This window comes from Mastigocladopsis repens PCC 10914, from assembly GCF_000315565.1.
In the GTDB taxonomy this organism is placed as follows: domain Bacteria; phylum Cyanobacteriota; class Cyanobacteriia; order Cyanobacteriales; family Nostocaceae; genus Mastigocladopsis; species Mastigocladopsis repens.
The window spans coordinates 2,818,212-2,830,925 of sequence record NZ_JH992901.1; the positions used below are offsets into that span (position 1 = coordinate 2,818,212).

At 44.2% G+C, this 12,714-nt stretch carries 11 protein-coding genes, 1 tRNA gene and 2 pseudogenes; 5 read left to right on the plus strand and 9 right to left on the minus strand.

What is annotated here, in order from left to right; genetic code table 11:
* Positions 1-101: 101 nt before the first annotated feature.
* The 3 genes from MAS10914_RS0114740 to MAS10914_RS35565 all read right to left on the minus strand — a co-directional run bounded on the left by MAS10914_RS0114740 (position 102) and on the right by MAS10914_RS35565 (position 4,453).
* Entirely contained in the window at positions 102-3,407 is a 3,306-nt protein-coding gene (locus MAS10914_RS0114740) for a CHAT domain-containing protein (RefSeq protein ID WP_017316710.1), read from the minus strand.
* Between the two features lie 122 nt (positions 3,408-3,529).
* Positions 3,530-4,117 (minus strand): hypothetical protein, encoded by a 588-nt coding sequence (locus MAS10914_RS0114745; protein ID WP_017316711.1) that lies wholly within the window; start codon positions 4,115-4,117, stop codon positions 3,530-3,532.
* A 138-nt stretch (positions 4,118-4,255) separates the two neighbouring features.
* Complete coding sequence (locus MAS10914_RS35565; RefSeq protein ID WP_232224165.1) at positions 4,256-4,453, minus strand: hypothetical protein; 198 nt, start codon at positions 4,451-4,453, stop codon at positions 4,256-4,258.
* 24 nt (positions 4,454-4,477) lie between these two features.
* Between MAS10914_RS35565 and MAS10914_RS0114750 the strand changes: the two genes are divergently transcribed.
* The gene (locus MAS10914_RS0114750; protein WP_017316712.1) at positions 4,478-5,350 is read left to right on the plus strand and encodes a hypothetical protein; all 873 of its coding nucleotides are present in this window, start codon (positions 4,478-4,480) and stop codon (positions 5,348-5,350) included.
* Here the strand turns inward: MAS10914_RS0114750 and MAS10914_RS32830 are convergent.
* The 5 genes and pseudogenes from MAS10914_RS32830 to MAS10914_RS0114770 form a co-directional block, all read right to left on the minus strand.
* Positions 5,296-5,535 (minus strand): hypothetical protein, encoded by a 240-nt coding sequence (locus MAS10914_RS32830; RefSeq protein WP_071599831.1) that lies wholly within the window; start codon positions 5,533-5,535, stop codon positions 5,296-5,298. The genes MAS10914_RS0114750 and MAS10914_RS32830 overlap by 55 nt on opposite strands.
* 18 nt (positions 5,536-5,553) lie before the next feature.
* Positions 5,554-5,953: pseudogene (locus MAS10914_RS31590) on the minus strand (type II toxin-antitoxin system RelE family toxin).
* Positions 5,943-6,170 (minus strand): hypothetical protein, encoded by a 228-nt coding sequence (locus MAS10914_RS0114760; protein WP_017316714.1) that lies wholly within the window; start codon positions 6,168-6,170, stop codon positions 5,943-5,945. The pseudogene MAS10914_RS31590 and the gene MAS10914_RS0114760 overlap by 11 nt, the downstream one beginning before the upstream one ends.
* Before the next feature lie 55 nt (positions 6,171-6,225).
* Positions 6,226-6,408, minus strand: a pseudogene (locus tag MAS10914_RS0114765) (RNA-guided endonuclease TnpB family protein); the annotation flags it as partial.
* Between the two features lie 303 nt (positions 6,409-6,711).
* A tRNA-Pro gene (locus MAS10914_RS0114770) sits at positions 6,712-6,785 on the minus strand.
* A gap of 126 nt (positions 6,786-6,911) precedes the next feature.
* On the opposite strand from MAS10914_RS0114770, the gene lipA reads away from it, so the two are divergent.
* The 4 genes from lipA (at position 6,912) to MAS10914_RS0114790 (ending at position 11,412) form a co-directional block, all read left to right on the plus strand.
* Positions 6,912-7,790 (plus strand): lipoyl synthase, encoded by an 879-nt coding sequence (gene lipA / locus MAS10914_RS0114775; RefSeq protein ID WP_017316716.1) that lies wholly within the window; start codon positions 6,912-6,914, stop codon positions 7,788-7,790.
* 158 nt (positions 7,791-7,948) lie between these two features.
* A complete protein-coding gene (locus MAS10914_RS0114780) occupies positions 7,949-8,869 on the plus strand; it encodes an NAD(P)H-dependent glycerol-3-phosphate dehydrogenase (protein WP_017316717.1) in 921 nt (306 codons plus the stop codon).
* 476 nt (positions 8,870-9,345) lie between these two features.
* Entirely contained in the window at positions 9,346-10,596 is a 1,251-nt protein-coding gene (gene sigC / locus MAS10914_RS0114785) for an RNA polymerase sigma factor SigC (RefSeq protein WP_017316718.1), read from the plus strand.
* Between the two features lie 360 nt (positions 10,597-10,956).
* Positions 10,957-11,412, plus strand: coding sequence for a Fur family transcriptional regulator (locus MAS10914_RS0114790; protein WP_017316719.1), 456 nt, complete (start codon positions 10,957-10,959; stop codon positions 11,410-11,412).
* Between the two features lie 129 nt (positions 11,413-11,541).
* On the opposite strand, the gene MAS10914_RS0114795 is transcribed toward MAS10914_RS0114790, so the two are convergent.
* On the minus strand, positions 11,542-12,696 hold the full coding sequence (locus MAS10914_RS0114795; protein WP_017316720.1) for a peptidoglycan-binding domain-containing protein: 1,155 nt from the start codon (positions 12,694-12,696) through the stop codon (positions 11,542-11,544).
* Positions 12,697-12,714 lie beyond the last annotated feature (18 nt).

Genomic DNA, 12,714 nt, shown 5'->3' on the forward strand with positions numbered 1-12,714 from the left:
CCTATTCAATAGTTATGAATCGATAAGCATCTCAACATTTTATCTTGAGATGCTTATCGAGTCATCAACGCGCTAAAATTTCCTACTTGGCTCGCGAATCTTCAACGCGCATCACCAATCAAGACAAACGGTGACCAATAATAAGGATGACGCTCAATTTGCTCTAGCTTCGCTTTTTGCAGTGCTTCACCTTTGCTCATACCTTGCTTGAGGTTCTGATAAAACGAAATCATCAGTTTCTGCGTTGCTGGATCATCAACCGCCCACAAACCCGCCATCACTGCTTTAGCACCAGCACGCTCAAATATGTAAGCAACACCTACAATTCCCTCTCCAGAAGAATTGGTTGCTTGAGCAGTTTGACAAGCGCTAAGAGTCAGGAGTTGCGTACCTTGTAGCCCCAAACGAGCAGCATCAGCAATATCAAATTGAGTATCGGCAAAGAGTAATGTATTCTTTTTTAAGTTTAATTTTTTACAATCTTGGTTTTGGAAGCAACCGTGAGTTGCTAAATGCAGCAAGGGAAAGCGGAAGGCGTAAGTTTTGAAGTTGTTCAGCGTGGCTTTTTCGTGGAGGTAAGCTTGACTTGTGGGAAACAGTTGAGTGATATTTTTAACTTCTTGCTCTGCGCCTGGTAAATTTTGTGGATCACGAGGTACGGGATTACCAAATGCCAAGACAGCTTGTTGTTGGTTTACAAGATTCTGCGCTGTCGGTGGTTCTAAAGAACGAGTAGAAATGCGGGTGAGATAGTTGACAGGATATTTCTTGATTAAGAATTCCTGTTTTTGTTTGTCGTAAAGAGTTTCAAAAGGAAGGTAACGGAGTTTACCACTGGCGATAATACTTAACTCTTTGGGAGACAAAGCCTGAATTTCTTTCTCTACAGGGCGAATCAGGATATCGTAGAGTGGGCTGCTGCCAGTTTCGATATAGCTATCATCACCATCATTTTGCACTTGTGTGAGATACTTGGCGAGAAGTTTATTAAATTTAGTACGATCAATCTGTGTTTTAACCACATTCAAACGGTCTTTGGTTAAAACAAAGATAGCAATAGAATTATTCAGTAAGACTGGTTGAACAACAACCGTTCCTGTTGGGATAGAAGATTTCAGCTTTTCAATATCTGGGGGTGTGGTTTCAAACAGTTCTGCCACTTCAGGATAACGCTGGGAAATGTCTTCAGCATCTTTGTAAACTTGTGCTTCTAATTGCCGAACTTGTTGAGATAAACCCTCAGAAAACTTATCTTGTAGTTGCTGTCGCAAAGCTTCGAGTTCTTGATTTTGCCTATTCCACTTGTCAAGCCTTGGCTGTACTTGTGGATTGGCAACTTTGGCGTTAATCAAGCGAGTGTAATCAGCTAAATCAGCCGTGGTGAATAAGTTAACCCATTCAAAAGCTTTGGCATATTGTTTCTGCTCGATGAGGACATCGACTAGATAAGCACTCCTCCAATCGTTAACCTCAAGAAACTTTTGACGATTTTGCCGCTGTAAACCTTGGCGCATTTCCAAGATAATTTTGAGAGATTGCTCTAAATTTGAGATGGCATCAGTAGGTCGATTTATATCCCGGTACAATATACCAATATTACCTAAAGTTATAGATTCCCCAGAGCGCTCGCCGACTGCGCGAGAAAGGGGCAGAGATTGGTTGTAGTACTTGAGTGCTTCTTGCTTTTGTCCTAAATCGGAGTAGACTCCACCGATGTTATTGAGAGTTCTCGCAACGCCCGTGCGATCGCCCACTGCGCGAGAAAGGGGCAGAGATTGGTTGTAGTACTTGAGTGCTTCTTGGTTTTGTCCTAAAGCGGAGTAGACTCCACCGATGTTATTGAGGGTTGTGGCTTCGCCAGAGCGATCGCCGACGGAGCGTGTAAGGGGCAGAGATTGGTTGTAGTACTTGAGTGCTTCCTGCTTTTGTCCTAAAGCGTCGTAGACAAGACCGATGTTATTGAGAGTTCTCGCAACGCCCGTGCGATCGCCGACAGCGCGTCTAAGGGGCAGAGATTGGTTGTAGAACTTGAGTGCTTCTTGCTTTTGTCCTAAATCGGAGTAGACTTTACCGATGTTATTGAGGGTTGTTGCAACGCCCGTGCGATCGCCGACTGCGCGAGAAAGGGGCAGAGATTGGTTGTAGAACTTGAGTGCTTCTTGCTTTTGTCCTAAATCGTCGTAGACTCCACCGATGTTATTGAGGGTTGTTGCAACGCCTGTGCGATCGCCGACAGCGCGTCTAAGGGGCAGAGATTGGTTGTAGAACTTGAGTGCTTCTTGCTTTTGTCCTAAATCGTCGTAGACTCCACCGATGTTATTGAGGGTTGTTGCAACGCCCGTGCGATCGCCGACTGCGCGTCTAAGGGGCAGAGATTGGTTGTAGAACTTGAGTGCTTCTTGCTTTTGTCCTAAATCGGAGTAGACAAGACCGATGTTATTGAGGGTTGTTGCAACGCCCGTGCGATCGCCGACTGCGCGTGAAAGGGGCAGAGATTGGTTGAAGTACTTGAGTGCTTCTTGCTTTTGTCCTAAATCTGAGTAGACTTGACCGATGTTATTGAGGGTTGTTGCAACGCCCGTGCGATCGCCGACTGCGCGTCTAAGGGGCAGAGATTGGTTGTAGTACTTGAGTGCTTCTTGCTTTTGTCCTAAATTTGAGTAGACTAGACCGATGTTATTGAGGGTTGTTGCAACGCCCGTGCGATCGCCGACTGCGCGTCTAAGGGGCAGAGATTGGTTAAGGTACTTGAGTGCTTTCTGCTTTTGTCCTAAATCTGAGTAGACTCCACCGATGTTATTGAGGGTTCTGGCTTCGCCTGTGCGATCGCCGACGGCGCGAGAAAGGGGCAGAGATTGGTTGTAGAACTTGAGTGCTTCTTGCTTTTGTCCTAAATCGTCGTAGACTCCACCGATGTTATTGAGGGTTGTGGCTTCGCCTGAGCGATCGCCGACGGCGCGAGAAAGGGGCAGAGATTGGTTGTAGAACTTGAGTGCTTCTTGCTTTTGTCCTAAAGCGTCGTAGACTAGACCGATGTTATTGAGGGTTGTGGCTTCGCCTGAGCGATCGCCGACTGCGCGAAATAGGAGCAGAGATTGGTTGTAGTACGCTAGTGCTTGCTGACGCTCACCAATTTGGTTGTGGTTAAAACCAAGCCAAACCAGTGCAGTTGCTTCCAGTTTTTTATCTTGCAGTTCTCGTGCAAGAGTGAGAGCTTGCTGAAATATTTGTATTGCCTGTTGGTGTTGGTATTGCTGTGTTTGTTGTATTCCTTGCTCTAACAATCGTTCTGCTTGTTGAGCTTTAGAACTTTGAACCTGTCCCCAACTGGGTTGAACCATGAGCAACGCGGAAACAGGAGTTATGCACACACCCAAAGCCAGTAGACGACTGATAATTTTTTTCATACAACCAATTCATATCAATTCGCTCTGGTGTTAAATCAGTGAACAGTGAACAGTAAACAGTAAGTATTAACCGATAACTAATAACTGATAACTGGTAACTGATAACTGGTAACTGATAACTGTTAATAGGGTGTGGCTCGAATAGACATTGTTTTTTGTTGCAGATTAAACTGCATTTCATCCACCACATACTGTCTATCTTTTGCTACTGACTGAATACCGCGCAACCGCTCTAGCGAAACTACAGACGGCACTAAGTTTACCACCGCCTCAGTAGCGTTTTTAATTGTAAAATTACTCAGTGGAAGATTGCTCCAAGTGACTGGCTGACCTTGAGGGCGTTCTCGTTGACCGCGTATAACCGGACGTTCATCACTTTTGTAAACTAGAGCACTATTTCTGAAAACAACTTTTTCAACATCTTTTAAAGGAATCGAGAGGGTTTTGCCACTACGCTGCATCAATAGTGTTTGCCCTGATGGGTCAATTGCTGTGACTCGTCCACTAAGTGATTTACCCCCCTTAAGCGAGATATGTGCGAGTTCTGGTAACGCTACAGAAACTGCAACTGGCTGCACTTGGACTTGTGCTTGTGTCAACAAGAAATTTTTCTTTTCTACATTCTGACCAGTAACAGCTTGGAAATTTGCTGCTAGTCCTGTTACCGTAGCTAAAACTGCTACAACTAATCCCTTAAAATAAGGTTTCATAGTTTTAAAAGTGTTTTCTATAGCATTTCACTTTCTTTAGTTATACTTCTCAACAACTTAAGAAATTTCCGTAAAATAAGGCAAATAATATTGATGAATTGATAGATAGTACTCAGGACTTACGCAAAGTCGAGAATGTCATACTGTAGACGCTTCTGCGGCTTCCCGCAGGGTGCGAAACGGAGTGTAGCGAAGTATCTCGGAGATTCTGAGTCCCAAGGGGACACGCTGCGCGTTCGCTCTTAGCGTGCGCTTTGCGCTTACGTTCCGCTTTGCTCCACTCAGAATGACATAGACGACACTACAAGTTGTACAATTCTGTATTAAAATTGCCAATTTCTTTACTTTTGGAATGCTTTTGTGACCCAAGCTCCCCAACCTAGCCAGGAAACCAATATTTTAGGTAAATTTGCCAGTGTCGTTGGTTTACTGGGTATTGCGCTGTTTTTTGCAGGCTGGATTTACCGCTGGTCATATTTCTACTTTTTTCAACTAGAAGTCACTAACCTCGACTTTCCGGCACAGTCTTTTCTTTTTGTTCCCCTACAAATATTTCTAGGAGATGGTTGGGCAATATTGAGAACCGTATTCGCTTTTCTCCTAGCGGTCATTGCGATTCAATTCACTTTATGGCTCATTTGGATAATAACTGAAGCATTTGTTAACACATTCAAGCGATTTCGATCAAATCGAGTCATCCCTGCAACCCAACGTAGGCGTTCATGGATAGGTAAACAATTAGATTCTCTGGCGACTTTTACTTTTGTGCAACTGCGTTCGGTTGATTTTTTGCGCTCATTGGTGAATGAAATAGTTATAGTATCTTGGGTATTAATTTTCATATTTTGGTTGGCTCGGTGGCAAGGCATTGCAGATGCTCGTCGAGACGCTGGTCAAAATTCCACCTTACCTGTTGTAACCTTAATTACACCTGAAGAAAAATTTGCATTAGGACGCAAACTTGATGATGTGTTTGCAGATCCAGCTTTAAAAGGCTACCGAATTATAGGAGATAGAGGTTTATTCGATGACCTGCGTGGCAGGGAAGATAATGATACTAGCAATCCCAATCAACCACGAGTTTGGCGCATACTCCTAGAACGTGGCGGCTGGATTTATTTGTTTCAAACATTGCCCCCAAATGCAAAACCTAATGAACGTCCAGCGGTGTTGGCTGTTCAACAAGGTGAGAAAGGACATATATTGATTCGTAGCCCAGAAGTTTCTAAATAAACAAAATCTAGCTTACAGTTCGCCTCTGGAATCAATTCTTGGGCAGCATCGAAGGTGAGAAGGCGATCCACTACACCGCAGTTGAGAAAAGTCAGAATTGGTATCATTTCCAATTTGGTTTCTAGTTTTCCTTCTTCCTTACCTTCTTCTTTCGCTTCTTGATAAACTCTAGTTTCTTTCAGCAAGTTTAAATTCAGCTAAAATTATTCACTGTCCACTGTTAATTGTCCACTGTCAACTATTTGATTTTCTTTTTCATATTGTGCGATCGCTTCTTCAATGATTTCATTACTAACATCAGAAATATCGGATTTAGAATAAATTGTATGTAGTGAGGATGATTCCTTGAGCAGTTTTTAGATAATAAATGACTCGATAGCCTCCACTTTTTCCTTTTTGAATGTTGCTATTTTTGAGACGAACTTTGAAAACCTGATATTTAACTCCAGCAATTCTGTCTCCAGGGATTTCACCTGCTTGAAGTTGCTCAATTAATGGTTGTAAATCACTACGAATTGAACGATAGCCTTTAGCAAGTTCTCGTAGATCCTTTTTAAAACGTGGTGTAAGAGCAATTTGAATGGGCGATGGTTCACTCTGCATCAATACCTTCCCACATTTCCGAGAGGGGTATAGTTTGTCCACTCAACGCCTCTCGTATGCCTTGGTGAATACCTTCAATTACAATTTCATTGGGTGTTTCTTCAGCAGATAACTCTTCCTTTAAGCCCAGGCGAAAGTAGTGAATTAGGGCATAAATTTCTGCTAATTTATCTTCGGGAATGTCTCGCAGTTCTTGGATAATTTTATCAATTAGCATAAGTTAATATCTCGGTTTGTTGGTGATTCATCAATAAGTTGAACTTCGTTCATTTTTGGCTTGTATTGTGGGGAGGCACAGCAACTGTTACCTTTCCATACTTATGACCAAAATACTCTAACCATGACTGAAAAGTTGACCAGCCAGCATCGCTGATTGACTTGCAGTAATGACGATTACGTACCAACCCTTTCACATTCAAGTCTTCATAGGCTACCAAATCGTTAGATTGCATAAGTTTCAACGACCATCCCGGCTAGGGGTGGGTTAAAGGAGAATAGCAATTTTTGTTATTGCTACTTCACAGATACATTTTTCAATGGGAAGGTTGAAAGGCGCACTTCGTTCGGGATGATTCTGAAGTTCGTCATTACATTACAAAAGTGGTGAAATGAACTTCATATCAAGACCGTCTGCACATTAATTTGCGAAAACTTAGTGTAATTAAATTACCTATATTAAAACCACCAAAGCGACATTAATGTGCGAAAAACAACACGAATTTGCGAATCGCGACATATAATTTGCCAATGTACACCAATCGGGATGACTGGATTCGAACCAGCGGCCCCTTCGTCCCGAACGAAGTGCGCTACCAAGCTGCGCCACATCCCGGCACAATAACTCTTATATAAGATATCACAAAGAGTGCTGAATGACAAAGCAGTATGCAAATTCATCCACCAACCCATGAACCTTGCTAGCATTTACTTTGTACAAATAAAGTGGTAGAAGCGGATTGTGAGTGTTAAACCAGACTGGTTGCGGGTAAAAGCGCCTCAATGGGAACGCGTTGGTAACGTTAAAGAAATTTTGCGGGATTTAGCCCTCAATACGGTTTGTGAGGAAGCGTCCTGTCCAAATATTGGTGAGTGCTTTAAGGCTGGGACAGCGACATTCTTAATTATGGGACCAGCTTGTACACGAGCCTGTCCCTACTGTGATATTGACTTTGAGAAAAAACCCAAACCACTGGACTCTACGGAACCAGCACGACTGGCGGAAGCTGTACGCCGCATGAAACTGAATCATGTGGTTATCACTTCTGTCAACCGCGATGACTTGCCAGATGGAGGGGCTTCACAGTTTGTCAGATGTATTGAAGCTATTCGCACTATCTCACCCCAAACCACTATTGAGGTACTCATTCCCGACTTGTGCGGTCACTGGGAGGCGCTACAGTTGATTCTCCAAGCACAACCAGAAGTTCTCAACCACAACACAGAAACTGTTCCTCGTCTGTATCGACGCGTACGTCCGCAGGGGAACTATGAACGGACAATGGAATTGTTGCAGCGTTCTCGCGAACTTGCACCTTGGGTATACACCAAATCCGGTATTATGGTGGGACTGGGCGAAACCGATGAGGAAGTCCGCCAAGTTATGCGAGATTTACGAGCCGTGGATTGCGATATTTTGACCATTGGGCAATACCTTCAACCCAGTCAAAAACATTTGAAGGTGAATGAATTTATCACCCCAGACCAATTTGCTGCTTGGAGAGCCTTCGGTGAAGAACTAGGATTTTTACAAGTTGTTTCCTCACCCTTGACAAGAAGTTCCTATCATGCAGAGCAAGTGAGGGAATTGATGGAGCGTTACCCCCGGCTGAGAGAGTAGGGGGAGTCGGGGAAGTGGAGGGAGTAGGGGGAGAAAATATATATAGCGCTTCTGTTCTGAATGAAGTACTAATTTATCTGTGTCCATCTGTGTCCATCTGTGGTTGATTATGTCTTTGTGTACCTCACCCAGTTGCAAACCGCTGTAAGTAATGACGAATGACTAATCAAAAATTGGTCACAATTTTAGGTGGCGGTGCTTGGGGGACGGCTCTTGCAGTTCTGGCAAAGGCTAATGGTCATGAAGTGCGCGTGTGGTCGCGTCGGAGTTCCGAAACGCTGGCTACGGTAATACAAGGTGCTGATATGATCCTTTCTGCTGTTTCAATGAAGGGTGTGAGAGCCGTTACGTCTCAACTAGTCTCTTCGCCCGTTTCCCCAGAGACTATTTTTGTGACAGCAACAAAGGGCTTAGATCCTCAAACCACTTGTACACCCTCACAAATTTGGCAAGAAGCTTTCCCTACCCATGCAGTCGTTGTTCTCTCTGGTCCCAATTTATCTAAAGAAATACAACAGGAATTGCCTGCTGCAACGGTCGTTGCTAGCAGTGTCGCTTCAGCGGCAGAATTAGTGCAAGTGGTGTTTTCTTCTGATCGTTTTCGGGTTTATACCAATTCTGATCCCTTGGGAGTGGAACTGGGGGGGACACTCAAGAATGTGATGGCGATCGCCGCTGGCGTGTGTGACGGCTTGCAGTTGGGAACCAATGCCAAAGCTGCTTTAGTCACCCGTGGGTTAACAGAAATGGTTCGCATTGGTGTCCACTGGGGTGCGAACATGGAAACATTTTATGGTTTGTCCGGTTTGGGCGATTTGCTCGCAACCTGTAACAGTCCCTTGAGCCGCAACTACCAAGTTGGCTACCAGTTGGCTTGTGGTAAAACACTGACAGACATTCTCGCCCATTTAGAAGGAACTGCTGAGGGAATTAACACCACTCAGGTTTTGGTGCAGCGATCCAAGCAGCAAAAGATTCCTCTGCCAATTACCGAGCAAGTTTATCGCTTACTCCAAGGTGAAGTCACACCCCGACAAGCGCTTTTAGAACTGATGCTGCGAGGTATGAAGCCGGAGTAAGGGAGTAGGGGAAGATGGGGAGGTGGGGGAAGAAAATACTTCCTCGGCTTCCCCATTTCCTGCACCGCCATCACAGGACTAATCATTCTTGAAGGAAAATTAGTAAATCTTCAGGAAAGTACCTTGGGATTCATGTAGATATGACTATGCATATAAAAATAGGACTTTTCACTGATATATGTTTATACTTTGCTGCCCCAGTGACAGTCAAAATATGTGAAAGTTCAAATCTTAATTAGGTCATTCGTAATTTAACGCCCCGTAGGGAATTTGAATAGCTATTGGTTCATGGGAAAGGTAGTGCAACCGAGCCTTCGGAGGCACTGTGTCAACAAAAACCAGTACAGGTTTTTTGAAAAAAAAACCTAAAGGTCACCCTCAACCGTGTTAGTTCTTCAAAAATCACGGGAACAATAGCAACAGTTAATTAGCTGACCGTCATCTATTGTTACCTGGAGCCATTGAGACGAATCTTTATGCCAGCAACATCTTTTTACGCAGATGCCGCCTACAATAGCAAACAGTCCCACCAGGTCTTTGACCCGGAACTCGCAATTGACGAAAGTGAGTTGCCGATAGATGAACTGGATGATCTAGAGATAGCTTCTGTTGACCCTGCAAGTTTTGCTACTCATCCTAACCGTAAGAGCACAGACCTAGTACGTCTATACCTTCAGGAAATTGGTCGGGTTCGGTTGTTAGGGCGGGATGAAGAAGTTTCAGAAGCTCAAAAAGTCCAGCGCTACTTGCGGATGCGGATACTTCTGTCTAAAGCCGCCGAGCAAGGAGATGAAGTTATTGCACCATATCTTCGGCTCATTGAAGTTCAGGAGCGTTTGGCATCCGGTCTGGGACATCGTCCTTCCATAGAACGGTGGGCTCGTACTGCTGGTGTAGAGGTGTTCGAGCTTAAGCAAATTATAGGGCTTGGGAAACGGCGTTGGGCTGAAATTGCCAAAATGACTGTGGAAGAACTGGAGAAAATTCAAAGCAATGGACTCCAGGCAAAAGAACACATGATTAAGGCAAATCTTCGCCTGGTTGTCTCCGTTGCCAAGAAGTATCAAAATCGCGGTTTGGAATTGTTGGACTTAGTCCAAGAAGGGACTCTAGGCTTGGAACGAGCAGTTGAGAAGTTTGATCCAACCAAGGGTTATCGCTTCAGCACCTACGCCTACTGGTGGATTCGTCAAGGAATCACACGAGCGATCGCGACTTCTAGCCGCACTATCCGCCTACCTGTTCACATTACAGAAAAGCTCAACAAAATCAAAAAAGCTCAACGTAAAATTGCACAAGAAAAAGGTCGTACCCCGACTTTGGAAGACCTTGCTCAAGAGCTAGAAATGACACCTACACAAGTCCGGGAAGTTCTCCTGCGAGTTCCTCGTTCCGTTTCTTTGGAAACAAAAGTTGGTAAGGACAAAGACACAGAATTAGGAGAATTACTCGAAACCGATACCATAACCCCAGAAGAAACACTAATGCGAGAATCTTTACATAAAGATTTGCATAATCTTCTGGCAGATTTAACTAGCCGTGAGCGTGATGTCATTCTGATGCGTTTTGGATTGGCAGATGGTCATCCTTATTCGTTGGCAGAAATTGGACGCGCTCTTGATTTATCACGGGAACGGGTACGGCAAATTGAGTCCAAAGCGTTGCAGAAGCTGCGCCAACCCAAGCGGCGCAATCTCATCCGTGACTACTTGGAGTCTTTGAGCTAGTTAGTTGATAGTCAATTGTCAATTGTTACCAGTCATAAAATTTATACAATCTACACAGAAAGTAAGATGCCTGTTTTAAACGGTTTTTGGCTTTAAACTGTTGACTAACTTCATCCCCGTTCCCAAAACTTCTCACTCATTTATGGCAACTTATTTTCATCTAATGACATGAGAGTTTTTCCATCCCTTGTCTTAGGACATGTATGAGGGCGGGGATCGCTTGTTTTCTGAACCCTGATTAAGGTTTGACTATCTATCCTTGAACATTTAGCAATAATTCTCAATAGGCTTTGATTATTGCAAATTAGTCCAAACTTTTGCTATATTCGCAACTAATGGGCTTTGTTGAGAAAAATTAGTATGACAGTCTACACAGCATCCTCACTCAAGGCAGAACTTAATGAACGTGGCTGGCGTTTAACACCCCAGCGAGAAGTCATTTTACACATTTTTCAAGAACTTCCGCAAGGAGAACACCTCAGTGCTGAAGACCTTTACGAAAGGCTAGAAACTCAAGGGGAGGGAATTAGCCTATCGACTATTTATCGCACTCTCAAGTTGATGGCGCGGATGGGAATCTTGCGAGAGCTAGAACTGGGAGAAGGACATAAACACTACGAACTCAATCAACCCTACCCCCATCACCACCATCACCTAATTTGTGTAAGGTGCAACATGACCATCGAGTTCAAAAACGACTCGATTTTAAAAATTGGAGCGAAAACTGCACAAAAAGAAGGTTATCAGCTGCTGGATTGTCAGTTGACAATCCATGCTGTTTGCCCCAAGTGCCAAAGGGCACTGATGCCTCTTTAGCACCTGGGTTTTACGATTGGGGAAAGCGCTTGCTTCAAAGACTTTGAGAAACATTAGGGGCTTTCAACTTACCGTCATGGGAAGTAGGCAAACTGTTAGGTATCGATACCAGCAACACCTAAGCGGATGCTAAAAGCGTCCGCTTCTGACATCACTTAGACTGATACCGTAAAATTCTTGTGCTTGTTTAATAGCTTGCTGTGTGTCATTGCCCATAACGCCGTTCAGGTCCCCCTTGTAGAAGCCCCGATCCCGTAATCGTCTTTGAATTTCCAAAACACTAAAATCACTTCTAGCAGCAGGATTTACCAAGCTGTGCAATTTAGCTCTGGTCGTTGGACCTGCAATACCGCTTGCCGCAAGGTAATTATCTTCTTGGAACCGCCGTACAGCATCTGCGGTGTAAGGACCGAAGTAACCGTTTGGCTCTCCTTCTAAATATCCTGCCTTAATTAATTGTTCTTGAAGAACTCTCACCGACTCACCGCGATCGCCCAAGCCGAGTCTATCTCCACTAGTACGCGCTTTGCTAGGTGCATCTTCACCATAACCGAGACCACGATCTGGTAATTTTGCTTGCGTTGCTGGTCCAACAATCCCATCAGGAGCTAAGTTATAAGCCTCTTGGAACCTCTTAACAGCATCTTCAGTAATTGGACCATATATTCCTGTTGAGTTACCAGTGTAAAAACCTGCGACTCGCAATCGTTCTTGCAGAACTTTGACATCTTCACCTTCATCTCCTCTTTCAAGAAGGTTAGAAGTGCGGCGCTTGCTAGAACCTGACGAATTCTCAATCATAGTTCTTCTAGCTTGAGAATTTTCATCATCAATTCTTCTAGCTTGAGAACGGGTGCTGGTTTTTCTGGCTTGGGAACTCTCAGAAGAGGTACGCCAACCCTCTAATTTTTGTAAAGTGGCTGATCCCGCAACACCGTTGACATCTAAGCCTGCAGTTCTTTGGAAGCGGCGTACAGCATCTTCTGTAGAGGTGTCATATACTTGAGTTATAGGAGCTTGATAGAAGCCGCTTCTTTTCAACTGTTGTTGTAAAGTTCTTACAGAAGGACCGCGATCGCCTTTTTCTAGTGCTAAAGCACTACTAACACAGGTAAGAACAGACAAGGCCAGGGCTAAAGGTAGCATATACTTCCAAGCCCTACCAGACAGACGGTTCCAATCAGGTGCTGCTGCTTTCTTAAACAAACGGCTAAGGGAAATTAATTCACTAGAGGGTAAGTCTTCGTAGACGGAAGCTACGTGTAGATACGCAAGATTATCCATAATTTTTTTCTACACCAC

Coding starts and splice junctions, on each gene's coding strand:
- MAS10914_RS0114795 (WP_017316720.1), bottom strand. CDS start 12,696: ATGGATAATCTTGCGTATCTACACGTAGCTTCCGTCTACGAAGACTTA.
- MAS10914_RS0114745 (WP_017316711.1), bottom strand. CDS start 4,117: ATGAAACCTTATTTTAAGGGATTAGTTGTAGCAGTTTTAGCTACGGTA.
- MAS10914_RS0114790 (WP_017316719.1), top strand. CDS start 10,957: ATGACAGTCTACACAGCATCCTCACTCAAGGCAGAACTTAATGAACGT.
- MAS10914_RS0114740 (WP_017316710.1), bottom strand. CDS start 3,407: ATGAAAAAAATTATCAGTCGTCTACTGGCTTTGGGTGTGTGCATAACT.
- MAS10914_RS0114780 (WP_017316717.1), top strand. CDS start 7,949: ATGACTAATCAAAAATTGGTCACAATTTTAGGTGGCGGTGCTTGGGGG.
- MAS10914_RS0114760 (WP_017316714.1), bottom strand. CDS start 6,170: ATGCTAATTGATAAAATTATCCAAGAACTGCGAGACATTCCCGAAGAT.
- sigC (WP_017316718.1), top strand. CDS start 9,346: ATGCCAGCAACATCTTTTTACGCAGATGCCGCCTACAATAGCAAACAG.